Annotated in this window: 25 protein-coding genes; 11 read left to right on the top strand and 14 right to left on the bottom strand. The window is 51.4% G+C overall.

The features are described from left to right. The first annotated feature begins 49 nt into the window (after positions 1 to 49). From ACYUBO_RS02575 to ACYUBO_RS02550, 6 genes are all read left to right on the top strand, one after another. The gene (locus ACYUBO_RS02575; RefSeq protein ID WP_300330259.1) at positions 50 to 565 is read left to right on the top strand and encodes a DJ-1/PfpI family protein; all 516 of its coding nucleotides are present in this window, start codon (positions 50 to 52) and stop codon (positions 563 to 565) included. After that, positions 558 to 1,265: a glycosyltransferase gene (locus ACYUBO_RS02570; protein WP_300330262.1), complete on the top strand. Its 708-nt coding sequence runs from the start codon at positions 558 to 560 to the stop codon at positions 1,263 to 1,265. The genes ACYUBO_RS02575 and ACYUBO_RS02570 overlap by 8 nt, the downstream gene beginning before the upstream one ends. Beyond that, positions 1,262 to 3,055 carry a tetratricopeptide repeat protein gene (locus tag ACYUBO_RS02565; RefSeq protein ID WP_460372129.1) on the top strand — a complete coding sequence of 598 codons (1,794 nt, stop codon included), beginning with the start codon at positions 1,262 to 1,264 and terminating at the stop codon, positions 3,053 to 3,055. The genes ACYUBO_RS02570 and ACYUBO_RS02565 overlap by 4 nt, the downstream gene beginning before the upstream one ends. Further along, complete coding sequence (gene brxD / locus ACYUBO_RS02560; RefSeq protein ID WP_460372127.1) at positions 3,036 to 4,331, top strand: BREX system ATP-binding protein BrxD; 1,296 nt, start codon at positions 3,036 to 3,038, stop codon at positions 4,329 to 4,331. Before ACYUBO_RS02565 ends, brxD begins: the two co-directional genes overlap by 20 nt. A 196-nt stretch (positions 4,332 to 4,527) precedes the next feature. Next, positions 4,528 to 6,000 (top strand): ATP-binding protein, encoded by a 1,473-nt coding sequence (locus ACYUBO_RS02555; protein WP_460372125.1) that lies wholly within the window; start codon positions 4,528 to 4,530, stop codon positions 5,998 to 6,000. Positions 6,001 to 6,104: 104 nt separating this feature from the next. After that, positions 6,105 to 6,989, top strand: coding sequence for a tetratricopeptide repeat protein (locus ACYUBO_RS02550; protein WP_460372123.1), 885 nt, complete (start codon positions 6,105 to 6,107; stop codon positions 6,987 to 6,989). 46 nt (positions 6,990 to 7,035) lie between these two features. Here the strand turns inward: ACYUBO_RS02550 and ACYUBO_RS02545 are convergent, their stop codons facing one another. From ACYUBO_RS02545 to ACYUBO_RS02535, 3 genes are all read right to left on the bottom strand, one after another. Beyond that, positions 7,036 to 7,308: a type II toxin-antitoxin system RelE family toxin gene (locus ACYUBO_RS02545; protein ID WP_300334309.1), complete on the bottom strand. Its 273-nt coding sequence runs from the start codon at positions 7,306 to 7,308 to the stop codon at positions 7,036 to 7,038. Positions 7,309 to 7,312: 4 nt separating this feature from the next. Further along, the gene (locus ACYUBO_RS02540; protein WP_460372121.1) at positions 7,313 to 7,555 is read right to left on the bottom strand and encodes a DUF7557 family protein; all 243 of its coding nucleotides are present in this window, start codon (positions 7,553 to 7,555) and stop codon (positions 7,313 to 7,315) included. Between the two features lie 117 nt (positions 7,556 to 7,672). After that, positions 7,673 to 8,257, bottom strand: a complete 585-nt coding sequence (locus tag ACYUBO_RS02535; protein WP_460372119.1) for an AAA family ATPase — start codon at positions 8,255 to 8,257, stop codon at positions 7,673 to 7,675. A 275-nt stretch (positions 8,258 to 8,532) separates the two neighbouring features. On the opposite strand from ACYUBO_RS02535, the gene ACYUBO_RS02530 reads away from it, so the two are divergent. After that, a complete protein-coding gene (locus ACYUBO_RS02530) occupies positions 8,533 to 9,831 on the top strand; it encodes an ATP-binding protein (protein ID WP_460372117.1) in 1,299 nt (432 codons plus the stop codon). Positions 9,832 to 9,926: 95 nt separating this feature from the next. Next, entirely contained in the window at positions 9,927 to 10,883 is a 957-nt protein-coding gene (locus tag ACYUBO_RS02525) for an HD domain-containing protein (RefSeq protein ID WP_460372116.1), read from the top strand. An 11-nt stretch (positions 10,884 to 10,894) separates the two neighbouring features. On the opposite strand, the gene ACYUBO_RS02520 is transcribed toward ACYUBO_RS02525, so the two are convergent. From ACYUBO_RS02520 to hisD, 5 genes are all read right to left on the bottom strand, one after another. Then, complete coding sequence (locus ACYUBO_RS02520) at positions 10,895 to 12,355, bottom strand: hypothetical protein (RefSeq protein WP_460372114.1); 1,461 nt, start codon at positions 12,353 to 12,355, stop codon at positions 10,895 to 10,897. After that, entirely contained in the window at positions 12,352 to 13,668 is a 1,317-nt protein-coding gene (locus tag ACYUBO_RS02515) for a KGGVGR-motif variant AAA ATPase (RefSeq protein WP_460372112.1), read from the bottom strand. The genes ACYUBO_RS02520 and ACYUBO_RS02515 overlap by 4 nt, the downstream gene beginning before the upstream one ends. Further along, on the bottom strand, positions 13,665 to 14,105 hold the full coding sequence (locus tag ACYUBO_RS02510; RefSeq protein WP_460372110.1) for a hypothetical protein: 441 nt from the start codon (positions 14,103 to 14,105) through the stop codon (positions 13,665 to 13,667). Before ACYUBO_RS02510 ends, ACYUBO_RS02515 begins: the two co-directional genes overlap by 4 nt. Before the next feature lie 198 nt (positions 14,106 to 14,303). Next, on the bottom strand, positions 14,304 to 14,534 hold the full coding sequence (locus tag ACYUBO_RS02505; protein ID WP_460372108.1) for a type II toxin-antitoxin system HicB family antitoxin: 231 nt from the start codon (positions 14,532 to 14,534) through the stop codon (positions 14,304 to 14,306). Positions 14,535 to 14,564: 30 nt separating this feature from the next. Beyond that, positions 14,565 to 15,815 carry a histidinol dehydrogenase gene (hisD, locus tag ACYUBO_RS02500; protein WP_460372106.1) on the bottom strand — a complete coding sequence of 417 codons (1,251 nt, stop codon included), beginning with the start codon at positions 15,813 to 15,815 and terminating at the stop codon, positions 14,565 to 14,567. 110 nt (positions 15,816 to 15,925) lie between these two features. On the opposite strand from hisD, the gene ACYUBO_RS02495 reads away from it, so the two are divergent. The 3 genes from ACYUBO_RS02495 to ACYUBO_RS02485 all read left to right on the top strand — a co-directional run bounded on the left by ACYUBO_RS02495 (position 15,926) and on the right by ACYUBO_RS02485 (position 17,168). Beyond that, positions 15,926 to 16,114 carry a hypothetical protein gene (locus ACYUBO_RS02495; protein WP_300332973.1) on the top strand — a complete coding sequence of 63 codons (189 nt, stop codon included), beginning with the start codon at positions 15,926 to 15,928 and terminating at the stop codon, positions 16,112 to 16,114. Between the two features lie 8 nt (positions 16,115 to 16,122). Continuing rightward, the gene (locus tag ACYUBO_RS02490) at positions 16,123 to 16,308 is read left to right on the top strand and encodes a hypothetical protein (protein ID WP_300332974.1); all 186 of its coding nucleotides are present in this window, start codon (positions 16,123 to 16,125) and stop codon (positions 16,306 to 16,308) included. Between the two features lie 68 nt (positions 16,309 to 16,376). Next, a complete protein-coding gene (locus tag ACYUBO_RS02485) occupies positions 16,377 to 17,168 on the top strand; it encodes an MBL fold metallo-hydrolase (protein WP_300332975.1) in 792 nt (263 codons plus the stop codon). Positions 17,169 to 17,203: 35 nt separating this feature from the next. Here the strand turns inward: ACYUBO_RS02485 and ACYUBO_RS02480 are convergent, their stop codons facing one another. From ACYUBO_RS02480 to ACYUBO_RS02455, 6 genes are all read right to left on the bottom strand, one after another. Continuing rightward, a complete protein-coding gene (locus ACYUBO_RS02480) occupies positions 17,204 to 18,499 on the bottom strand; it encodes an ATP-binding response regulator (protein ID WP_460372103.1) in 1,296 nt (431 codons plus the stop codon). A gap of 4 nt (positions 18,500 to 18,503) precedes the next feature. Continuing rightward, positions 18,504 to 19,526 (bottom strand): sensor histidine kinase, encoded by a 1,023-nt coding sequence (locus ACYUBO_RS02475; protein WP_460372101.1) that lies wholly within the window; start codon positions 19,524 to 19,526, stop codon positions 18,504 to 18,506. A 3-nt stretch (positions 19,527 to 19,529) separates the two neighbouring features. Continuing rightward, positions 19,530 to 20,699, bottom strand: coding sequence for a hypothetical protein (locus tag ACYUBO_RS02470; RefSeq protein WP_460372100.1), 1,170 nt, complete (start codon positions 20,697 to 20,699; stop codon positions 19,530 to 19,532). A 31-nt stretch (positions 20,700 to 20,730) separates the two neighbouring features. Beyond that, positions 20,731 to 22,401, bottom strand: coding sequence for an ATP-dependent DNA ligase (locus tag ACYUBO_RS02465; RefSeq protein WP_460372098.1), 1,671 nt, complete (start codon positions 22,399 to 22,401; stop codon positions 20,731 to 20,733). A gap of 62 nt (positions 22,402 to 22,463) precedes the next feature. Then, on the bottom strand, positions 22,464 to 23,630 hold the full coding sequence (locus ACYUBO_RS02460; RefSeq protein WP_460372096.1) for an Nre C-terminal domain-containing protein: 1,167 nt from the start codon (positions 23,628 to 23,630) through the stop codon (positions 22,464 to 22,466). Further along, positions 23,612 to 24,643, bottom strand: coding sequence for a DUF2117 domain-containing protein (locus ACYUBO_RS02455; RefSeq protein WP_460372094.1), 1,032 nt, complete (start codon positions 24,641 to 24,643; stop codon positions 23,612 to 23,614). Before ACYUBO_RS02455 ends, ACYUBO_RS02460 begins: the two co-directional genes overlap by 19 nt. Positions 24,644 to 24,795: the final 152 nt, after the last annotated feature.

Below are 24,795 nucleotides of genomic sequence, written 5' to 3'. Positions count from 1 at the left end.
CCTCCCCCCGTGAAAACCCTTAATGTGATTGTTTCCGATACCAGTATACATGAAACTCTTGGTAGCAGTTGCACCAGATCGGTTCCGTGATGAAGAACTGAGTGAGCCGATGAAGATATTCAAGGCAAAGGGAATAGAAACAGTCATAGGATCCACACAGACCGGTGAGTGCATGGGAATGATTGGGGACCGTGTGGAGGCGACCGTAACATTTGGTGACGTTTCCGCTGCCGAATTCGATGGCATCGTGATCATCGGCGGACTCGGAGCACAGGATTTCTTCTGGAGCAGCCGGGAGCTGGTTTCGCTTGTGAGTGACTTTAATGAGAAGGGAAAAGTCGTTGCAGCCATCTGCCTCTCCCCGGCTGTCCTCGCGCTTGCAGGTGTTCTCAAGGGTAAGAAGGCAACGGTCTTTGAAAGCCCCGCTTCAATCTATGCGATGAAAGAGGGGGGTGCATCCCTGCAGAATGATCCGGTTGTTGTCGACGGAAAGATCATAACTGCAAATGGACCAACTGCTGCAAAGGCATTTGGTGAAGCGATCGTCTCGACACTGAATGCATAACACCATGGATTTGGTACCTGAGAAGGATTGCAGCCTTATCATTCCTGCATATAATGAGGAGGAGAGGATAGGCAGCCTCCTCATCGATCTCATCGGATTTGGCGGTGAGATCATCATTATTTCAGATGGAACCGATGCAACAGCCTCGATCGTCTCCCGGTTCACCGTGGAGAATCCCGACTGCGATATCACCTGCATCTCTTCTCCTGATCGGCTCGGCAAAGGCGGCGGCATAGCCAGGGGCATGAAAAAGGCCACACGAAAGTATATCGGTTTTATGGATGCCGATGGCTCAACGGGCATTGAAGAGATGAACCAGATCTTCTCGCACCTCGATCAGGCAGATGGCGTGATCGGATCACGATGGATGCCCGAATCAATGATCCCGATCAGGCAGGGATTGATGCGCAGGGTCCAGAGCAGGGTCTTTAATATCCTGATACGCATCCTCTTTGGGCTGCCATATGCAGATACACAATGCGGAGCAAAGGCATTCCGGCGGGAATTAATCGACAGCATACTAAATACGGTGGAGTCCACCGGCTTTGAGTTTGATGTCGAGCTCCTCTGGAGAGCCCATAATGCCGGGTATGACGTGATCGAGCTGCCGATCAGCTGGAGTGACCGGGGCGGATCAAGCGTCAGGATGACTGACTCGATAGCGATGCTTGCAGGACTCCTCAGGATACGCATTCGATGAAAGATATATCACCGGAAGACCGGATCCAACAGGCATTTCTCCTCCACGAGACAGGAGCATATGAAGAGTCGTTGGCACTCTGCAGCGGATCAAAGGAGATTGCGCTTGAGATCCTGGCTGCTGAGAACCTTCTTGCACTCGGGAGGCTGGGCGATGCCGAGGCTGCCTTTTTGGATCTCATCTCCACAATTCCCGGCTCTTCAAAGGCACATCTCGGGCTCGCAGAGGTGTTCAGGAGGAGAGGGGATATCCCTGCTGCGACAGCCGGATATGCCGAGGCGATCCGCCTCGACCAGCAGAACCCTGTTGCACTCAGGGAGTATTCCCGGATCCTTGCCGGGAAGGGAGATCATCGTGGCGCCATTCCTGTACAGAAAGCCCTTGTCCGGATCTCACAGAACCCCCCGGATTGCCTCCTTCTTCTCAGGTCACTGGTTGCGATCGGGGAGGCTGATGAGGCGATTGCCATATACAGGCAGATGAAACCGGCGGGAGGGGAAAAAACCGGGTACATCGAGGCATTAATCGCATCCAAACGATATGCCGAGGCAGCAGATGCAGCTGAAGAGGCATGGATCAGGGAGAGCGATCTGATCTATCTCCGCCTCTGGCTATCTGCCCTTGCACGGATTGATCCGGCAGAGGCATATGCACGCTATAGAGGGTACATCCGGGAGTTTAGAGACTGCGAACTCCTCTTCTCAGCAGTGCTGCTTGCAAAACAGCTTCATTCCTATGATGAGGCGATTTTAATGCTCCGCTCTCTCAGGGAGATCCAGGATGAGCCGATTTACCACCTTCTTTTCTGCGATCTGCTCAGGGCGAAAGGCGAGATGGATGCAGCAGGGGAAGAATATGCAGAGCTCCTCTCTGAACAGCTCGGGTCATTTGAACACCCGGAGTCGCTGAAGGTGATCATCGAAAAATATATCGCCTTCCTTGAGTTGGCAAAGGGACAGGATTCCGTGATCGAGGAGATCGGCACCCTCCTCGAACCGCATCCTTCATGGGTCTGCCTGGTCTCGATGGGAGAGATGTATGAACGCTATGGTGATCTCTCCCGTGCCCGCGATACCTTCTACCGGGGATACCGGAGCCACTATCTCCGTGGAGGCATCGCCTATGCTGCATTTTCTGCACGAAACCACGAGTGGCGTGAGGCTGAGAAGGTGATCCTCTACATCCTCTCACATATCCAAAGAGCAGAGGATCTCGAGATGATGGCAGGGGAGATTGTCCATGGTAAGGAGAAACTGTACCAGAACATGAAGATCACCCATGGACTCATCGGGCAGCTGATGGATATGATCCCGGATCTCACTGCAAACGGGAGAGAGATCCTCGCAGTCGCCTCCCTTTATGCGGCATCCGATGCCCTTGACAAAAGGGATTACCAGGCATGCAAGGAACACTGCCTGACCGGGCTTGATATGATGCCCTGCTATCCCTCCTCGATCAGAATTGAGGATTTTATCCCCCTCCTCTCACAGGCAAAAGATCATGCACTCTCTGAAAGGCCGGTGATACAGAGGATGCAGGCGGATGCGGTTTCTGAAGAGATCCCGATCTGGGAGAGGCTGATGCTCACCGAAAAGGAGGAGAAAGCCGCAGCCTTCATCCGGGAGCATTCGGAAGCAACTGAGATGGAACTCAGATCTCTTCTCGGCACGAGGCGTGTTGCCGGGATCATCAATGAGATTATCAAGAAGGCAGGCGAAGAAGGGATCAGCATAATCGAGAAGCGTGGCATCTCAGAGAATGGGGAGATATATGCCTGGATCTTTAGATAATACACAGAACGACCGGAAACTTCAGAGTATCGGGATCATCAATGCCCTCCGGCGGGGCACTGTCCCGGCAGATGGGCTTGAACGGCTCGCAGTCGGTATCGCGACCGAGGAGCGGGTGATCGCCGATCAGCTTCAGTATGTGGCAGCCGGACGATCAGACCTGAAGTTTTTCAGGGGCGACTTTGGGAGCGGGAAGACCTTTCTGATCTGCCGTGCCCTTGAGATTGCGAGAAACAGCGGGTTTGCAACTGCTCATGTCGTCATCTCTCCGGACACCCCGCTCCACAAGCTTGCCGGCCTCTATCGTGCGATTGCACAGAACCTCAGGACCGGGACCGGGGAGGCTGCATTAAAGAGTATCATAGATACCTGGATCTTTGGGATCGAAGAACGGCTGATCGAGTCGCTTGGCGAGGAGGATGAAGAGCGGCTGGCAGCGGCTGCTTCGGAAGAGATCGAGGCGTCCCTCCTAAGGATATCCGAAGAGAACTCCGGCCTCGCGGCTGCGGTCAGGACATACTACCAGGCAAACAACCGGGGCGACTTCGCTATCGCACAGGCAGCCCTCGGCTGGATATCCGGCGAGGAGACGGTTGGCCGGAGTTTCAAGTCCGAGGCAGGCCTGAAAGGAGCAGTGGATGAAGGCTCAGCACTCCCCTTCCTCCGGGGACTGACGAGGATCATCGTCCAGGCAGGGTACCGGGGAATTGCAATCGCCTTTGATGAGGCGGAGACGACACAGGGGTCATCCCGGCCGCTCCGCGAGAAAGGGTATGTGAACCTGAGGAGGATCATCGATTCTGTTGACAGAAACGAGATGCCCCACTCATTCTTCCTCTTCACGGGAACTCCTTCCTTCTTTGAGGGACCAAAAGGGATCAGGTCGCTCCCCCCGCTCTATGACCGGTTGCAGGTGATGGAGGATGACGGTTTTGCGAATCCTCTCCAGACCCAGATCGTTCTTCAGCGGTTTGATGAGAGGAGGCTCTTTGAGGTGGCATCCCGGGTCATTGAGATCTATGGCGAGGCATATGCGGAGGTGGACCCGGAACGGGTGAACCTCAGGTTCATACGGGCGATGATCGACCGGATAACACTCCGGTTTGGTGGCCGGATCGATGTAATCCCCCGTATATTCCTGCGTGAGTTTGTGGATATCCTTGACAAGTGCACACTCCATGCCTCCTACGATCCGATGGAGAAGTACCGGTTCGAGGGCGTTGGTATGCCTGAACTGAAGGAGGAGGAGCGGGCAGTGATGGAGGTTGAGTGGTAAGAGAAGGAATCCATTTTCTTGTTTGGGCTGTAATGTCTGCTGAACAAGAGAAAGCCGCACTATGACAATGCTTGGGAAGAAAGGATATAATGCAAAAAAACAATCACGTTGTCAAAATCTGCTTCACCCAATATTGATTCTGCACCCGGCAATGTGAAGCCTCAAGGTCATAGTAAACACTAATTGGAGCATTTCAATGATTCCACCCTCAGATATCATCCAGCTTCCGGAAGGAAAAACCCTCGAATTCAAGCGTGATCTCAGCTCGCCAAAGCAGATACTCAAGGCAATAGTCGCCTTTGCAAATACGGCAGGCGGACAGATCATATTTGGTGTTCTGGATGGATCACGGGCTGTTGTGGGTATCGCTGATCCGCTTGATGAGGAAGAGAGGCTCTGCAGCCTTATTGCCGATACGATCGCTCCACGTCTTGTCCCGGATATTGAACTCTTTTCGATCGGAGAGAAGACACTGCTTGGAGTGACAGTGTACCCAAGTGGACGAAGGCCACATTTTATCAGGAGCGAGGGGCCGGATCAGGGTGTCTATGTACGGCTTGGATCCACCAACAGACAAGCCGATCGGGAACTTATCGAAGAGCTGCACCGGAGTTGTTCCGGTGTCTCCTTCGATGAGTTGCCGGTTGTGGATCAATTGATCAATGACCTGGACATTGAAGCTGCGAAGAAGAGTTTCCTTGGGATCAGGGAGTTGAATCGGGAAGAGCTCCAGACCCTGAAGCTCATCGTTCCCATGCAGGGAAGAGAGGTGCTGACAAACGGCGCCATTCTCCTCTTTGGAAGGAAGAGGGAGTACTCCTTCCCTGATGCATGGATTCAGTGCGGCAGGTTCCGCGGTACTGACAAGGCTGATATCTTCGATCATATCGACATTCGCGATCATTTTCCGGATGCAGTGGAGAGCGTGATGCTCTTCCTCAAAAAGCATGCATTCAGGGGTGCAGATTTCTCCGCAATACGGCGGAAGGATGTCTGGAGTATCCCCCTGACAATACTCCGCGAGGTCCTCATCAATGCAATTGTGCATGCCGATTATTCCCAGAAAGGTGCTCCAATCCGTGTATCATTCTTTGATGACCGGATCGAGATCGAGAATCCAGGAATTTTGCTCCCTGGAATGACGATTGAAGACGTGAAGCAGGGTATTTCCAAAATTCGAAACCGCGTCATTGCACGAATATTCAGGGAAATTGGCCTGATCGAACAGTGGGGGAGCGGATTTCGTCGGATTTTACGTGACGCGGAAGAACTCGGACTCCCCGAACCGGTTATGGTTGAGGTTGGCATGAGGGTGCGGGTCACTGTGTTTCTTCACCAGCATGGAGAGGGATATCATGTGTCAGAACGGAATAGTGCAGGCTCACCGGTCAGGTCAGTGACCCAGTCGGCGACCCGGTCGACCGACCCTGTTGAGAGGTTGCTGCCACTCCTTGCTGATGGAGAAAAATCCTCTAAGGAACTGAGATCAGGGCTTAGTATGACACACCGGCACAATTTCAGGGAGAATTATATTCATCCTGCCCTGGAAGCAGGCTTTATCGAGATGACAATTCCAGAGAAGCCATCCAGCCGGTTGCAGCAATATCGCCTCACTGATAAAGGGAAGGCACATCTGTCTGGAGCGATGAAGACGGAGAACTTAAGATGAAGAGTTCTCACTCCATTAATTATATTTTCTACCCTGGTTTTGCATGAGCCCAAAGCATGAAAGCCACTGAATAGAAACCATATTACATAACCAGGATCATCACCATGCCACTCTTTGACTTTCTCAGGAAAAGCGATTTCAACAAAGGTGTCGAGCTCCAGGTCGCCGGGCACTATGCCGAAGCGCTCGATTATTTTGACCGGGCACTCGCCCACCATCCCGGCCATGTCGATACCTGGAATAATCGCGGTGCGGCACTGAGCAATCTCGGGCGGCACGAAGAGGCCCTCAGATCCTATGATATGGCACTCCAGATCGAGCCGGGACATTGCATCGCATGGATAAACCGGGGCAGTGCTCTAGAGGGGCTCGGCAGGTACGAAGAGGCGATTCTGTCATATGACCGGGCACTCACGATAAATCCGAAGCATGCTGGTGCATGGAATGACCGGGGATTGGTCCAGAGCACCCTTGGGCGATATGAAGAGGCCCTTGAAGCCTTTGAAAATGCAGTCCGGCATGATGACGGTTTAGCTCCGGCATGGACCAGCCGGGGCCGTGCCCTCCATGCCCTCGGCCGGTATGAGGAGGCGATTCTGTCATATGACCGGGCAGCGAAGATCGAGCCCCGTTATGTGGATGCATGGGCACTGCGGGGGTCTTCACTCAACTCCCTTGGCAGATATGCTGATTCAATCGAATCATGCGATCAGGCGATAGCAATATACCCGGATTTCTGCATTCCATGGTACATCCGGGGTGCTGCCCTCGATGCCCTCGGAAGGCATGCAGAAGCAATAGAAGCATGGGAAAAGGTGCTCGGCTTTGTGGCAGAAACCCGGTTCCAATGGTACTACCGGGGGCTGGCACTCACGAGGCTCGGCAGAAGCGAAGAAGCGGAAGAGGCTTTTTTGGAGGCACGTGCCGCTGCCAGGCTCTGTATCCTCGATCCCTCTGATGAGGAGATAGGGGAGGCAGGGAATAAATAATCGGACAGGGGGAGCGCTAAACGAGGCATCTGCCGTCCTATAACCCTCAATACTGACAGTATACCGGGCTTCGATTACCTGTCTCAATAACGTGGATGATCATCACCGCATTTGTAATAGTGAGGATGACCCGGTAGTCCCCCACCCGTAGAGAATAAAAAGACGGCTCGCTGCTCCCTTTGAGCTTTTTTACATGGATTTTTGGATTCGTTTCACCGGCAAGCGTGCTTAGCTCCCGGCATATTGCCTTTCCAACAGGTACCGGGAGCCAGATAAGATCTTTTTTTGCAACGGCTGAGATCAACACTTTATACGCCATTCAATCAGTCATCCAGAAGACCAAGTTCGCTTGCAACAGCTTCAAGAGATTGAACTCTACCAGCTTTGATATCGGCAAGCGACTCCTCTATTACCCGGATCGTTTCATCACTGAGAGGTTCATCGTCGATCGCAACCTCGATTAGTCGTTCGATAACATCTTCAAACGGTTCCTTCGGGTGCACCTTCAACGATGCCAGCCGGTCCCGGAGATCAGTGCTGATACGGATGGTGGTGATAGCGGGCATATTGAGATATATGAGAATATATCATCATATATCTTTGCATATCTGAATATGCAATCATTCAGATGAGAAGAGAGGATCTTATCCAGGGCGAGGATTGGCAATCACAGGAGCGACCCACTAAAAAGACCTTTTTGGAACGAGATCCTGGAGATATGATGCAACCCTCTGATAGACCTCACTCGGGAGTAGATCATGGGAGAGCGCCATTCTCATCACATGAAACGAAGGCTCTTTAGTCCACATCTCCTCCCAGGCAATCTCTATACCGGAATGGATTGCGGGAACAGAGTAGCTGATTGGCGCCCATTTAAATGGTGCAGGAATAGTAATTTCCCGCTTTGTTGCCCTGTCGATACAGAGATCGTGTAAGCAATCAATCCAGATGATTGCAACAGGCAATTTCGAATAGAGAAGTGCATCGCGTACCTGGCAGGCATACGGGCCCATTCCTGAGAACTCAAGGATTGCCGGGGATGGATCTGAACAAGCCTCCAGAAAATAATGCCATGCCGTCTCTTCACCAACAATTGTGCCATCAGAATATCTGATCCGGCAGCCATCAATGGGTATATACGGAAGACCGGTTTCGTCTGAGAGAGTCCGTGCAAGTGTTGTCTTCCCGGCACCAAGTGTTCCGATGATGAGAATCTTCATCTTCCCGATTACGAGCTGCGTCTGAGATCCATATTCCTGCTTTTCCATCACTCACCACACCATCATGACGTATCTGCCTGCTCAATTTCTGTGGTACCCGGATATAGATCGAATCGCCCATATACAATTGCCCACCCAGGGCATTCAATTTTTGATTCCGCTGCTTTGCAATGCTGCTCGAAATGGAGGAGTATGGAAAGGTACACGATAAACCACCCATAACCTTTCTTTGCCAATGATATTCTTATTATAAAGAACCATCTCAATGGAAAAGAACGGTTATATAAGAGAAGCGACAAGAGAGAAACTGAGTTGGATATACCATGGATAAAGGGCAGCTCATGGATGTAATCCTGCAACATCAGGAGATCTTTGCAGGGATACCTGAAGATACGATAGAACGGGATATCGATCTACAGAGATACATGCGTGGAAAAGAGATCGTCATAATAACAGGCATCAGGCGATCAGGAAAGAGCACCGTCCTGAAGCTCATTGCAGATCAATACCAACAACGGGATGAGAATATCCTTTTTATCAATTTTGAAGATATCAGGCTCCTCGACATCACAACGGACAACTACCATGATATCGAAAATATCGCAATAGAATTGTTCTCCCGCAGAAAGAAGACGGTATTCTTCTTTGATGAAATACAGTACGCACCTCAATGGGAGCGATGGGCAAATAACCTCCATTTCAAGGGGTATAAAGTCTTTGTAACAGGATCGAATGCAAAGATACTGGGAGGAGAGATTGCAACATCACTCACAGGAAGGAATGTCGTGCTGGATCTCCATCCATTCAGTTTCCGCGAGTTTTTACGATTGAAAGAGATAGAGATACCGGCAGAGCACCTCCTCACCTCAAACCTATCTGCCGAAATTGTTCATTTTTTTAAGGAATATCTCGAGTATGGCGGTTTTCCCGAGGTATTGAAAGAGAAGAACATCGAATTATCCGGGAATTATTTCAATGACATCCTGAAGAGGGATATCGAAACCCGCTATATGATACGTGAACAGGCAGGGCTCGCACGGCTCGCCACCTACCTTGCCTCGAATGCCACCTCCAGATTTTCATATTCAACTCTGAAGAGCGTAACAGGGCTGAAGAGCACAAACACAATCAGCCAGTACATCGAGTACTTCAGAGACTCATATCTCTTCTACACGCTGCCTGCATTTTATTATTCCCTGAAGAAACAGATTCAGGCATCAAAGAAAGTGTTTACAGGGGACAACAGTTTCTTAAATACCGTATCATTCCGGTTTTCTGAAAATATCGGACAGAAACTCGAGAACCTCGTTTTTCTTTATTTATTGCAGGCAAAGAAAGGATATTCCCTCTTCTATCACCCAGGTGCATCAGGGAAGGAATGTGATTTCCTGATTATGAAGGAACCAGCTGTTCTCTCTGCTATCCAGGTATCTGCTGATCTCCAGAGCAGCGAGACAAGAAAGAGAGAGATTAGCGGGCTGCTTGATGCTCTTGATGAATATAATCTGGCTCAGGGGTACATCCTGACAATGGACAGTTATGGCCATGAGCAGATCGAAGGAAAGGATATCATCATCATCCCTGCATGGAAGTATATCCTCTACCCTGATCTCTATTCATAGAGGCTCCAATCGATACACAAAATACCTCTCACAGACCAGATTCTCATACAAACAGCCCGAACAAAAATACCATACATCCCCCTTCAGGTGATCCCATGCCAAAAACCCAGACCATAACCGACATAAGCGACGGATGCGAGGTTGACTCACTCTTCCTCCTCGAACAGATCGATATACGGAAGAAGAAAGATGACGGCAGATACCTCTTCGCCACGCTCGCCGACAGAACCGGCAGGATCTCCTGCAAGATCTGGGGGCTGCCGGCACAATCGGCTGACGAGATCGAGGCACTCGGCAGGAGCCTCCAGCAGGGAGAAGTCTACCGGATCAAAGGCTTTGCAAAAGTCTTCAATGGCGAGTGCGAGATCAATATCAATGATGGAATAGCCGATCTCGCCGCCCCGGCTGCTATCCAGGCATCAGAAAAGGGAGAGTTCGTCTATTCACCCGTTGATATCAAAGAGACCGCTATCGGCATACAGAACCTCGCCGGGACGATCAGAAACGGCCAGCTCAAGCTGGTCGTCTCCCTCGCACTGATGGATGCGGGCGGCTTCTACGAGAAGCCTGCTGCCAAGAAACGCCACCATAACTACCGGGGCGGCCTTGCAGAACATACCCTTGAGACGGCGACAATTGCTGTTGCCATGGCAGAGGCGAAGAAGAGCTACGGGATCGATCGCGACATCCTGATCGCCGGTGCACTCCTCCATGATATCGGAAAAGCCCTCTGTTTTGAAGAGAAGGGGATCGGATATGCAGCCCGCCCCGAATACGATCTGATCGGCCACATCCCGCTTGGGATCACCTTCCTCACGAGGTTTAAGGACTACCTCGATGATGCAACCTACCTCCACCTCCTCCATATCGTCCAGTCACATCACGGAGAATACGGCGAGGTCATGCCACGGACATCGGAGGCGTGGGCAGTCCACCTCGCCGATCTCGCCAGCGCCACCCTCCGGGAGGTAGCAGACGATATCGCAGGGCTTGCACCCGGAGAAGGAAAGTGGAAAGGAGAAAAGAGTGGGAAAGCGGTGTATAGGATATAAAAGGATTGCGATCACTTGATTGGCTTCACACCACCTTTCCGTCTGAGACTATATCCAACTCTATAGACATCAGGCATGTTGATTCGATCATTGGAGATTCGCTCAATTAACCCAAGACTTGCCAGATCATCCAGAACACCATTTGTACCGCGATCTAGATGTACAGGTGGTAGACGGACATTTTCTGTCTTAATCGTATCCTCTAAATTTGTTAGGGTACTCTCTTCTTTCCATATGTCATTAACATCCTGAATTGATATTGGAACAGAACGACCATTAAGTGGCTCTATGAGAGTTTTAACCCAAGGATAATCCTCCTCTATTTCTCCAACCCTTATTCTGGAAGCCTCCTGCACACCACGCTTGATGCTTTCATAATGAAGAGGATAAGAGTAATCAGGTCTTGACTTATCTTCAGCTGCATATCTGAGTGCTTTTATAAAACTTCGTGGGCTAACTTGACCTCTAGCATCACCAAGATGATTAGGAAGCCAGGTATAGGGATATCCGCGCCTGCGATCACGACCCATCCAAGGTCCTGTCATCTTGTGAAAGATGAACTTTTGATTATCCTCATTGCGTTGCATCTCTTCTGGAATAATCCAAACATCGCTCTGTTTCTCCCATTTGATGGTTATCAGATTGGCGCACCATTGACGAAAATCATTTCCTGCTTTTTGATCATTTGCAAGATATTGCCAGAAAAGCCCATATAATCCAATTTTAGACCATATTAATTCAGTCTTTTGGGTCAGGATTTTTGAGGAGTCCGGAAACGCCGCCACCGCCGGATCCTCAATCTGATCAGGACGGACAAATATTTTCAGACGAATCCGTTGATATGATCGGATATCCAATGCCACCTGAAGGAGTCCTCTTACAAGTTTATGCATCGTCTCCCAATCATCCGCAGTCCGGTCAAGTGCATCAAAAAGGATAAGATGATAACGCTGCTCATTTATCAAAAGTTGATCTGCATTATAGAGAGATCGTTCCAAAGGTTCTGGATTCTCCTGAACCCATGCAACCCGTTCCTCCCATGTTTTGAGTGAGAGAAAAACCCCTGGAAGATTATCTTTTCCGATATGCCAGAGAACAATAGTTAGCCAGACTTTTCGGGGTTCATATCGACCATCCTTCAGAAGCATCAATAGAGTGTCCTTCCCAGGATAATCATCTGGACGTGGATCTTCCCCAAATCCTGTTGAGATACGAGTCTCTTCATTCAACCCTGCACGGCTACCGATTAGAGAACGATGCCTTTTTTGCTGAAGAGCCGCCCACCAGAAACTCTTTCCGGAGCCACGAATTCCAACAACAACCATGTTATCTGGTCTAAGTGCCTTTGCATGAGCGTCAGGAAGATACATCTCATGGATCTTTGGGGAGGCACCATGGAGGGAAGTATCTTCAGGGAGGGCACTTAGGATCAGATCACGAAGAAAATGTGGATATTCATCATCATCTTTCATGGATGAACCTCCTTCTCATTATCGTAAAGACGGTCAAGAATTGCTATACATTCTTTCATAGCTTCCTCAATGGTTTTTTCATCTATACCATATTCGGATGCAATAGGATTAAACTCCTGGAGGGCACGGTGCCAGAAGATCGGGAGGGGGTGATGCGGGGCATCCTCATCCTTTAGATCATAAGAAAAATAATCTTGATCTTCATCACCCGTCTCTTCATACAGGTAATCCATGAAGAGGTCCCATGCATTCTGAGTAAACCCTGTCATATACTGCTTTCGCCCAACCTCGGGAACCATAGAGGCAACGATCCTAAATCTATTACGAAGTTCCTTAAGAGAAGGACTTTTGTTAAAGTTTTCAAACAAGAATGAGTACGCCTTCCATGTTTGGGGGCTATCCACAGCAAAAAAAAGAGCGTCAGCATCCATTCGAGTGACAGAGACAGCAGCGATATCATGAATGCCAGCCCGACTATCAAGGATCACAATATCCGGATGGTGTGACACTTCAATCTGCTCAACAAGATATTGGAGTCTATCTCCCCAGCTATCACCACTTTCTGAGGATTCAGCATAGGTTCTTGCCAGTTTGGGAAGATAATCCCCGGTCATCCTGCCATATGCCGGAACGATCCAGAGGTCACCTATTAACTCCCGTGATATTGGAGAGATACCAACCATCTCTTTTTGAATTATATTCCCTTGTCCAACACCATCTTCAACAAACCAATCCACTATACCATAGTCTGGAAGGTGTTCATTCGGGAGGAGGGTACTGCTAACCCCCGGAGACTCGAGATCAAGATCGAAGATAATAACCTTCTTCCCCTTCTTAGCAAGGTGCCATGCCCAAATAATAAGGGCAGTCGACCGTCCAACCCCACCCTTGACTCCAAAAAACGTTACCCGCTGGTTTCTTGTCGTTCTTTCCAATGGTTGTCGCATCCAATCCTGCCCGGTGATCTGGCGATCGATTAGCCATAACTTCACTCCAGTCCCTTCAGCAATAAGCCGGCGATCAGGGGATACAAGGATCTCCTCACCAATCATCAGATCCCCTGCAAAAAGGATGCTCTGATCAGGGGGATATCCATATACTCCCAGCTGTTCGCTCAGCGATTTTGCAAACAATTGTATTTTCTGCTCTTCATCACTATAATCATCACATTTTCCGGAGAGAATTAGGCGTATCCGACCACGGAGATCACGAACATAGATAAGTTCATCCAATTGCGGGAGAGGATTATTTTTCGCCAGCTCAGTTGCCTTACTGAGTGCCTCTTCAAAAAGTACGCCTTTGTTTAAGATCATTTGATTATTCCATCCAATTGTGCTTGTTCAAGAATTCTCATGACATCCTCAGCTCCCTTTTGATGGATCCCAACAACTTTATTTGATATTTCCCTTCGATGTTTATATCTGTCTGCGACATCCCATTTATCAAATGGATTTGTTGATAAACTCATTGTCCGAGTATAATTTGAGCCATTTCGGGTATTGGCAAAAGAAATAAACTCACTCCACAATTGATTGATATGTGTCCGATGTTTCTTTTTCTGTGGGCTGCCAGAAGGGGTAAGCCCCATTCCAAGTGCCAGCATTATTGATTTTAAGGCACATTCTGAAGAGAGACCATAAAGATGGTCCGAATTTGCACATCTCTTAATATTAAAAAGGTACGTAGCATCATCAAAATGTCGTTTTGCGGCATCATAATAGTCAGGTTGTTGAGATGTTGATTGAACCATTCTTTAAAGCCATCCTGTAAGCAAGTAACATACCCTCGTTCATTGTTATTATACATATTCGTTTTGGATGGTCATTGGAGTAATTGATCCATCAGCATTTGTCCGGGCAAGAGAGATATGATTCCCGGTTCTGATAACCAGAAAGCAAGTGAATACAATGTTTAATTACTTTCTGCGGAAGTGCACCTTAAAGAAAATTCATCTATCCGTCGGCCGCTTTCCTGCAACTTCTGCGATGAATGCCTCCATGGTATCAACATCGACAAATGCATCCCGGACAAATGATTCAATATGGAACTGTATGGCTGAGCGTATCTCAGCAAGTACCTCTTCATAGGTATCACCTTCAGCGACAACAACTCCGTTTAAGCCGATTGGATAGGCAATATAGCCATTGGGATCTTCTTCAACAATGATTTTGTATGGCATTCTGCTTCTCCATACCATCACCCATACGAACTACCCCCGCCGCCTCACCCGTACCGACTCTGCATGCCCATAGAGCCCTTCGGCTTCGGCGAGCGCTTCCACCACATCGCCGATCGCCGCAAGCCCCTCTTCGGTCAGGATCTGGACCTGGCTGCGGGTACAGAAATGGTGGACATCAAGCCCCGAGTGAACCCTCGCATACCCTGCTGTGGGGAGGACGTGGTTTGTGCCTGATGCATAATCCCCGCAGGCAACCGGCGTCCAGGGTCCGACAAAGATAGAGCCTGCGTGGCCAACCTCGCTGAGAAGGGCCATCGGATCGGCCACCTGGAGCGAGAGGTGCTCAGGCGCAATCTCATTCATCATCCGGACCGCTTCACCCCGGGAGGATGCGATCACATACCCGGACTGCGTGAGGGCTTCTTCGATGATCTCCCGCCTCGGGGAAGATGCAACCATCCGTGCAATCTCCTCACCGACACGCCCGGCGAGCCCCGCATCAGTCGTCACCAGCACGCTTGCCGAGTGGGGGTCGTGCTCTGCCTGGGCGATGACATCGGCTGCGATATAGGAGGGATCAGCGGTCATATCGGCGATGATCCCGATCTCAGACGGGCCTGCCGGGAAATCAATCTCCGCGGAATCGCGGAGGAGCATCTTCGCCGCAGTCACATAGACATTTCCGGGCCCGACGATCTTATCGACCGGCCGGATCGTCTCGGTCCCGAGTGCCATTGCCGCAATCGCCTGGGCGCCACCAACCCGATAGCATTCCGTCACCCCGGCGATATCCATCGCAACAAGTGTCAGCGGATCGGCCGGCGGAGGAGTGCAGCAGCAGATCTCAGGAACCCCTGCCACCCGTGCCGGAACAGCCGTCATCAGGACCGTGGACGGGTATGCCGCCCTTCCACCGGGCACATAGCAGCCGACACGGTCAAGCGGGCGTGTCCGGACACCGAGGGTGATGCCCGGCTCAATCTCCTCAAGCCAGAGGGAACGGGCCTTCTGGAGTTCATGGAACCGCGTGATCCGGGCTTCTGCTTCACAGAGTGCTTCAACGAGGCGTTCATCCACCTCTTCGTACGCCTCTTCAATCTCCTCGGGAAGGATTCGTGGGGTATCCAGCCTGATCCGATCGAACCGCTCGGTCAGATCGAGAAGGGCAGCATCACCATCCCGTTCGATCTGATCGACGATATCCCGGACAGCACCCAGAACCCCGGAAATATCACCCCGCCGCTTCTCCTTCCAGCCGGAAATATCACATTGGTTCCACATACGTACCTATACACCCGGAGATCCATTGAATCTTTCCAAATACAGACATTCCCGAAGAAATAGATACTCATTTATATAGTCCGAAGTTAAAAAGTGCCCATGGTGAAGAAATGAGTGATCTCCTGCTGAGCCTCTCCGCCTATATCGCCATCGGGGCTCTTGCTTTTGGCATAGGACTTATCGGAGGATATATCGCTCTCTCCAGGTATTATACGAAGAGATTTCTTATCGTCGGGAAGGAATGTTCAGATAAAGACTCTCTCATTCCCCTCCTTGATGAAATTGAACGAGAATCATAAGGTGTTCTATGGTTACCCTCAGCGGCTATAGTCTGATAGTCATCGTCTCGCTCTGTTTCGGACTGATCGTCAGTTTTCAGCTGGCCCATATCCAGTATATCAGGTACTTAATCAGGCTTGCAAAACGATCAATTCTAAGCGGAACTCTTGCTCCGGTCTTTTCCGAGCTTGAACAGCGTGGCGGCGAGATATAAGAGATCAGGGATGTATCAGGGGGCATAACCCCGCCTGTTATCTAACAGGAGCAACCAATACGTACCTGATGGAATGCACAGTGCTTGCAAGCGGGAGCAGTGGCAACTGCATCTACGTCAGCAACGGCACAAGCGCCCTCATCATCGATGCGGGCATCGCAAAACGTGATATCATCACCAGAATATCCGAATCGGGCGGAGACCCTGCAATTGTCGAGGGGATCCTCCTCACCCACGAACATACCGATCATGTCCGGAGTGCCAATGCCCTCGCCCGTGCTCTCTCCCTTCCCCTGATCGCAACCGGCGGGACACTTGCAGCATTCTCCTCTATCCGGCAGCAGATCAAAAAACCTCCACCCCATATCGCATGCCGGTACAATACCCCCCTGACAGTGGGGGCATTCGAAGTCACCCCTTTTGCCGTCTCCCACGATGCCACCGAACCATGCGGCTATTCCATACGATCAGATGACCTGACACTCTCGATCATGACCGATACCGGGACAGTCACCCCCCGGATGATGGAGCTTCTTGCAGAGAGCGACGGGATTGTCCTTGAATCCAACCACTGCCCGAAGATGCTTGATGAAGGGCCCTATCCCGAGTACCTGAAGCGTCGGATCAGGGGAAAGAAGGGGCATCTCTCAAACACAATGGCAGCAGAATGCCTCAGGGAACTGCATGGCTCAGTCTCCACCGTCATCCTCTCGCATCTGAGTGAAGTGAACAACTCCCCCATGGTTGCCTTCGCTTCATCACAGGAGGCGCTTGGCCTCGATATGACCTATACCGATCTCAGGGTAGCCTCGCCCGGAATCGACTGCTCCTGCCTCTCCCGGCCGATAAGGATTCATTGAGAATTTTTAAGTTTTAAAAACTGCTCAGATCGATTCTAGATCTTCCCGATAGAAGAGGGCTGGATACGGTGAATTGAGATGGTTGCACCGCTGATCACGCCGGAGTGATCCCGGAATGGCTCGACACTGATCCGCACCTGTATTTTCACACGATCACGCCTGAGAAGGACACAATCCAATTCCATTGGCTCCCTGGCACTACCTGCAACAACTGAATGGAGCTGTTTTGCGATTGCATCTTTGGAATGGCCTTCAAGCGAAAGAATTGCAGATAGCGGCTGGTTCTCGGCATCTTTCTGCGTCCACCCGATCATCTCTTCGGCCGCATAGTTGATCAGCCTGACATGGAGACCTGAATCAATGCTGATAAGCCCATCCGGCATCCGGGGTTGGCCGGGATAATTACCGGCAACTTCTGAGACGAACGCCTCTTCAACCCACTTCTTCTCTGCCATATCAATATAATGAAGGGTCTGTTCGAGCCGGGTATTCACTTTTCGAAGCTCCAGTGTCCGTTCGGCAACAAGTTCTTCGAGGTGTTCACGGTGTCGGCGGAGCTCCTCTTCAATCCGGACGCGATCGCTGATATCCCGGAATATCAGCACTGACCCTGTGAGATGTTCCTTCTCATCCGTAATCGGAGTTGCAGTGTACTCAACAAACCGCCGGGAGCCATCCGGAGAGACGAGCACCATCAGCTGATCAGAGTGGATAGCTCTTTGATCCCGGAGTGCCTGCAGAACCGGATCTTCACCCTGGCTTCCGTTACCGCTCTCAATCCTGAAGACAGCGCCCAAAAGGGTTCCGATCGCCTCATCCTCGCTGACTCCGGTGAGCCTGGATGCAACTGGGTTCATCAACCTCACAACCCCCCCTGTATCTGTTGCGATGATCCCCTCACCCATGCTCTGCATTGTTGTCTTCAGCCACCGTTCGCTCGCCCGAAGCCTCCTCTCCATCGAGGATTTATACAGTGCTATCTCAATGGCAATTTGCAGATCGCGTTCCATGAACGGCTTGAGGATGTACCCGTACGGCTCGGTCACCTTTGCCCGTGAGATCGTTCCCTCTTCAGAATATGCCGTCAGGTACACAACAGGGATCTCCAGTTCCTCCCTGATGATCGCTGCTGCTTCGATCCCATCCATTGTACCTTTCAGGACGATATCCATCAGGACAATATCCGGAAGGTTCAGACGGATCGCTTCTATTGCTTCCTCTGCATAGCCGGATATCCCGACAACAGAATATCCCATCTTCAGAAGACGGGCCTTTAAATCCATTGCGACTATTGACTCATCCTCAACGATCCAAACACTGGTTTCTGCCATCTCTTCACTCCCTCTCTTTATATTGCAATGGATTGAAGACAATCCTAAACTCGGTTCCTTTACCTGTTTTCAACTCAAGCGTTCCATCCAGCTGTGTCACCAGGGAAGAGACAAGAAGGAGGCCGAGCGACTGGATCTTCTCGATCCTGATTCCTTTCGGCATACCGATGCCATCGTCCCTGATAGCAAGAGTATAGCTTCCATTTTCATTCGGGTGCATGGAGATCTGGATCGTCCCCTCACGCTCATCAGGGAATGCATGCCTGAATGCATTTGAAACCAGTTCATTGAGCAGAAGCCCGAGGGGCACCGAGGTATCCGGGTTCAAAACCACATCCTGGATATCAAACTGTACGGCCACGTTCTGTGCATTGGCGCCATATTCCCTCCGAAGACTCTGGGTGATCCGGGTTGTATATTCGGAAAAGTCGATCCGCCCGAGTTCCTTTGACCGGTAGAGATGTTCATAGACATAGGCAAGTGCCCTGACCCTGTTCTGGCTGTCAGTCATATAGCCGAGGATCTTCGGATCGCTCACAAACTGGGACTGGAGCTGGAGGAGGCTTGAGATCACCTGGAGATTGTTCTTTACCCGGTGATGGACCTCGCGGAGCAGCACCTCCTTCTCGGCAAGCGCCTCTTCCATCAGGAGGTTTGAAGAGACAGTATCTGAGACCTTTGATATGGAGAGCAGGATATATTCACGATAGTCAAGGTTGATTGCACGTGGCCTGATCAGGTATTCGGCACTTACCCCTGAGGCATCGCGGAGCATCTGGGTGAAACCGTCCCTCTCCTCAATAACCGCATTTCGTATCTTCTGTTCAAAGACCCCTCGTGACGTCTGGGTGGTAGCGCCGATCTGAAGAACCGCAGAGAGAGGGAGGGAGAGATCAAAGCCACTCCGGCAGCCGATGATTTTTGAGAGGGATGAGTTAATCGCAATAACATTTCCTGTCCTCTTTTCAAGGACAAGCATCCCACAGGGAGATCTCAAAAAAAGCTGAACACTTAGATCATCATGCATAGGTCACTCTTCTCCAATCTTTAATACACTTATTGCAAATCTGTCAACTATCGGCAGTAGTGCCTGCAATCCCCTCTTCTGCCGGACCGGATCACCAGAAAAGATATCCTCTTCAAGGTATGTGAAGAGATCCATAATATAACCGATGCGGGGATACAATACCGAAAAACGCTTTCTCGTCTCCACCGCCCCTTCCTGATTTCTCCGGAGAATCTCAAATATATACTCGATGAGATGGATAAGATAGAGAGGAATACCCCGGATTATCGCCTGTTTTCTAAACCGGTAGAATATCTCTGCCTTTCCGGTGATGGTTGCCAGCTTCAGGCCATAATAGGCCGGCTCCATTCCATCAGGCATCACCCGGATCATCCTCTGGAGGATCACTGCTGCGGATTCGAGCGATTCCCTCTCAAGCGCCCCCTGGAATGCACGACGCAGAAACCTGATATCATCGGGAAACGAGGATATAGCCTCAGTCAAAACCGAATCATACCGGCGGGTATCGCCATCTTCCCCGGCTTTACACAATGCAATCTCAGGGAACCATTCATCATGGGGGAACCATTCCCGTGCCTGTTCATAGACATCCCAGAAGAGGGAAGAGAGGAGATCAGCTTCTTCTTCGTCAAGGAGAGGGTGGGGAACGAGAGGCGGGCGGTGTTCGCTCATCGCCATCAACTGATCCCGTGCAGAGAGGAGAGGATCAGATTGAAGGTGATCCGTCTCCATGCGTTCCGCCTGAATGTAACAATAGGCGATGGCCGATCCGATCAGCGGGTCGATATACCGGTATTTTTTCAGGAGAGGAATGGCATTGTGGTACATCCCCCTCCTGATGGAATGCAGGCCGGAGACGAGGTCAAGGACGCCTCTGCCCCCATTACGCTTATGTTCTGCAAGGATGGCTCCAAGCTCATAATCGAAAGCAGGATCATTTATCCGGGAACTGTTCCGGAAGACCTCACAGGCGATCCCATCCAGAAAAAAATTATAATCGGGATCGGGGAGCCGTTCATCTCCTTCTTCAAGAGCGGAGACGACATGGGCGAAGAAGAGTGGGAGAGAGCGGCCTATTGCATCGCTGTTTTCCCGGATATACAGACGGAAGCGTTCTCTGATCTGGTCTGGATCATCATGCGGCATCAGATCCAATACAGTGCCCACTCCCATACAAGAGAGATCGCATCACTCAGGTATATGACTATTGCTCTCCGGCAGGATCATGACCCGGATCCAGCCGGCTCCCAAACCGCCGGTACCGATCCTCAATCTGGGCGAGGGTCTCGATCTCGTCCATCCGCTTATCATCACGGATCCTGATAAACCGGGGGAATCGGAGGGCATATCCGGAACCATAATTTGTGCTCTTCTGGATCTCCGAGTATCCGACCTCAAAGATGATCCCCGGTTCAAAGGAAACCTCCTTACCTGTTGTACTGATCACCCGGTCTTTGAAGAGATCATGGAGAAGACCGAGCGTCTCGTCATTGATACCGGTCGCAACACGGCTCACCGGGAGGAGATTTCCGGCATCATCCTGGCAGGCAAGGAGGAAGGAGCCGAAATGGTGTGCACGCCGTCCTTCGCCCCATTCACCCCCGATCACCGCCAGATCGATCGTCTCGACTTCCGGCTTGCATTTCACCCAGTGCTTTCCCCGGTTACCGGGGATATAGGGGGAACCCGGCACTTTCAGCATGATTCCCTCGTGCCCCTCTCCAAGTGCCGTATGATAGAATTCCAGCAGCTTGTCGGGATCAGACGATCGGATCTGCGGTGCGATGCATCCGCTCATCACATCTTCCAGATGTATGCGCCGCTCTGAAAGGGGGAGATCGATCAGCCCGACACCATCACGGTAGAGGATATCGAAGACGAAGGGGATCATCTGTATCTGATCCACATGGGCAGAGACATCATGTTTCCTCCGTATCCGCCTGAGCACCGTCTGGAATGGCATCGGCCTCCCATCCCTTATGGCAACCACCTCGCCATCAAGGATTACATCACCTGAGATGACGTTTGAGAGTTGTCCGGCAATATCAGGAAGCGCAGCGGTCAGATCTTCGAGCCTCCGGGAGTAGATGGCAACACGGTCGCCTCTCCGGTGAAACTGGAACCGGCTGCCATCATATTTGTACTCCGCACAGACCTCGCCTGAGCCTGCAACCATCTCCGGAATCGATCCCGCCTGGGCGAGCATCATCTTCACCGGCCTGAAGAGCTCGATCTTCACATTCAGGAGGGCATCCGGATCAACAGACGCGATCCTTGCCACCTCACCGAGATCATTCATCACCTGATGCGCCCTGTTCACAGAATCAGGGCTCACCGAGAAGGCAATCGCAATAGCATCCCGCACACTTCCTTCCCCGACACCAATCCTGAGCTCCTCAAGCATCAGGCGGGTGAGATACCGGCCTTCAAGCGGCGATGCATTCGAATACAGAAGCTTTGCATTCCGTAATTTCTCCTTCTGTGACTGTGCACCAGCAGTATCGGCCATCCTCAGAAATGTCGCATATACATCGCCGAGTATGAGCTCTTCGGCAAAGAGACTCATCTGGGTCTTCTCTTTGAGGAGGTGTTCAACAGCCAGTCCGGCGTCTCCTGTACGGTTGACAAGAGCAATCACCTCACTCCGTTTCCAGCCTGCCACATAGGCAACCGCATCATAGAGGAGATTTGGCCCGATCCCAAGATGTGCGGAACTCCAGTCAGGAAAGATCAGACCACGGATGAACCTGACAACGATCGGGAGATCGTCAGGTGCAAGGCCGGGAAGGATATCTGCGATTGTATCCCGCATCTCAAGACGGCTCGCGAGCGCTTCTATCTTCTCACATAAGAGGGCAAACTCGGAAAAGAGCATTTAATCAGGTATACCTCTTCCCTGATCGTGAATGAAGCTATTGTTTTGTTCCCAGAATCATATCAGAAAAAGTCGGCAAATGTCCGCTGGGATCGGAGATCCCGGATCAGATCCGATCGGCTCCGCCAGAACGATGAGCCAAGGAGTGCCGTGACCATCGCCTCCCCGGATTGGAGATCGGGACAGGGGATGGCAGGAGATTTCAGTGCAGCCCGGGTTGCCTCCCGGATCACCCAGGTACCAAGCGGCGCCCAGTAATCCCCGGAAATATCCCGGATCACCACTACCCGGGCGGTTCTGCCAATGCTTTCCAGATGCTCGAGAACGGCAAGGCGGGCTGAGTAATAGGCGCCTGCAATCGGAGAATACCCCTGTTTCTTCTTTTTCTCTCCATCGACCACAACCACATCTTCATCTCCACCCCAGAGGGAGTTGCTCTGCCATCGCTCGATCATCTCAAACCGAAAGTCCGGGGATGGGATGAAGAGGAGAACGATCCTGTTGCCATAGAGGAGAGCAGAGTGGACGAGGATATCCTGAAGGGGTACCAGCCGGCAAACCCGCTTCCTGAGATCCTTTGAGACCATATCGTCAACGGCGGTGATCGCCCACCGGGTCGGCACAAACTTCCGTTTTGAGCCGAGGAGCCCTGCCGTGAGGAGGCTTGTGATCCGGTAGACATCGATCCCCTCCTGAAAGAGGGCAGATGCCGCCTCGGTTGCCCGTACATCAGTATCCGAGGTGTAGCGATCAACGGCAGGCTCCACCACGGCATTATCAAGAACAGAGACTTTTGATAGTTTTCCCGAGAGTCCGATCGGCGCCACGGTGCCGTCAAACGAGAGATCATAGCGGATCGGCTTTTCAAATCTTGCTTCAACATCAAGGGGCCTGCAGGAGAGCGCCACTTCCTGCGCCTTCTCAAGGACAGTTTTGACCGGCTGTGAACCCCGGATCGTCTTCGACCTGATACCGACGATCTCCTCCATACCAAGGCCGCGGGTGATCCAGTCGGTTGGTGTGTCAGACTCACGGAGGAGGAGCGGTCCTCCGACAACACGGGGGTACCCGCTGCTTCCGATGAAGATGGATGGAGACGGGCCCATATATTCTGACTGCGGCTTCTCATTCGTCAGTGCATAGAACCGTTGCATGATCGGGCATTTCGGGAGGCCGCAGAGCCCCTTCCCTTTACATTCCGCACACCGCATCATCGGAGATCCCGCCATAGGACTATTGAACTGGAAAAAGCTTCAAGCATGGAGGCAACAAGTTCATCCCAGCATACCTGATCCCCCTGTGGGAGGGATGCAGCAATCTCGCGCCCAATCTGATCATCAGTTCCAGAGATTGTACGGACAATAACAGATCCGGGAGCATAGGCTTCTGGAACAATATCATCACCATCCCCATCAGTGATCCCAAAGACCGGTATTCCAAGTACTGCTCCGATATGGCCGCAGACGGCAGTGGTATCATCCCCGATTGCGAGAATACCACAGGTATCGGGGGTGATCATCCTGTACATGGCGATCCCCGCATGATCGATCGTCTGTACCCTGCCGCAGGGGGGAGAGGTTCGCCTGATATTTGCGGGTAAAGCAGTCCTGATCCAGCCGCTCTTGCACCATGCCCGGTCAAGGGGAGGGCAGCCGGCAGCATGCAGCTTCTCGATACCATGGAGCTTCAGGCGTATGCCGCTTATTGGCATCAAAATACCCTCTTTGTATGAGATGACCGCCTCTTCCGCAGTCGCATACCCGATCGTGATCCCTTCAACCATCACCGGCTCACCGGGAATGCAGCCGCAGATCCTCCGCATCTCCGGCTGATCGTCCCGTGACGAGTTCAACAGAACAAGACGGTACCCGATCTGATCGCAGATCTCCTCTGCAATTGCCGAATCCCCATTATTCCAGAGGTAACAGATCTGATCCGAACACTCGATATGGATCAGTCCACCCCTGACTCGCGAGGCGACGATCTCGCCAAAACGCCTCCCCGAGGCGGGCGTCTTCCCCCGATTGACAAGAATACAGACGCCCTCCATCCCATTGATCACCACAGAGGGAGGTGCATCGGCATAGGTGAGAGGCAGGCCGCTTGCAGCAGCAGCCGTCCTCCCCATCACTCCGGCAACAATAGACCGCTTTGGGAGGAGCGCATGGTAGATCCGGGCTGCATCCCCTTCATCAAAGACAAAAGGGCCATGAAAGATACAGGTTGCCTGCAGGGATTGCATCTGGAGAAGTATCACCCTGAAAAGAGATAGGATCTTGGTTGGGTATTACATATTTTATGAAAAGTATTAACTAATGCAAAGTTTAACACTCTTTTGTCCCATCAGGACACACCATCCAGACCGGGCGCGTCAATTCATGGCACGTCCCACAC

The sequence above is a fragment of the Methanocalculus sp. MC3 genome (assembly GCF_054767395.1).
This window is presented reverse-complemented; position numbering and strand designations above follow the sequence as displayed.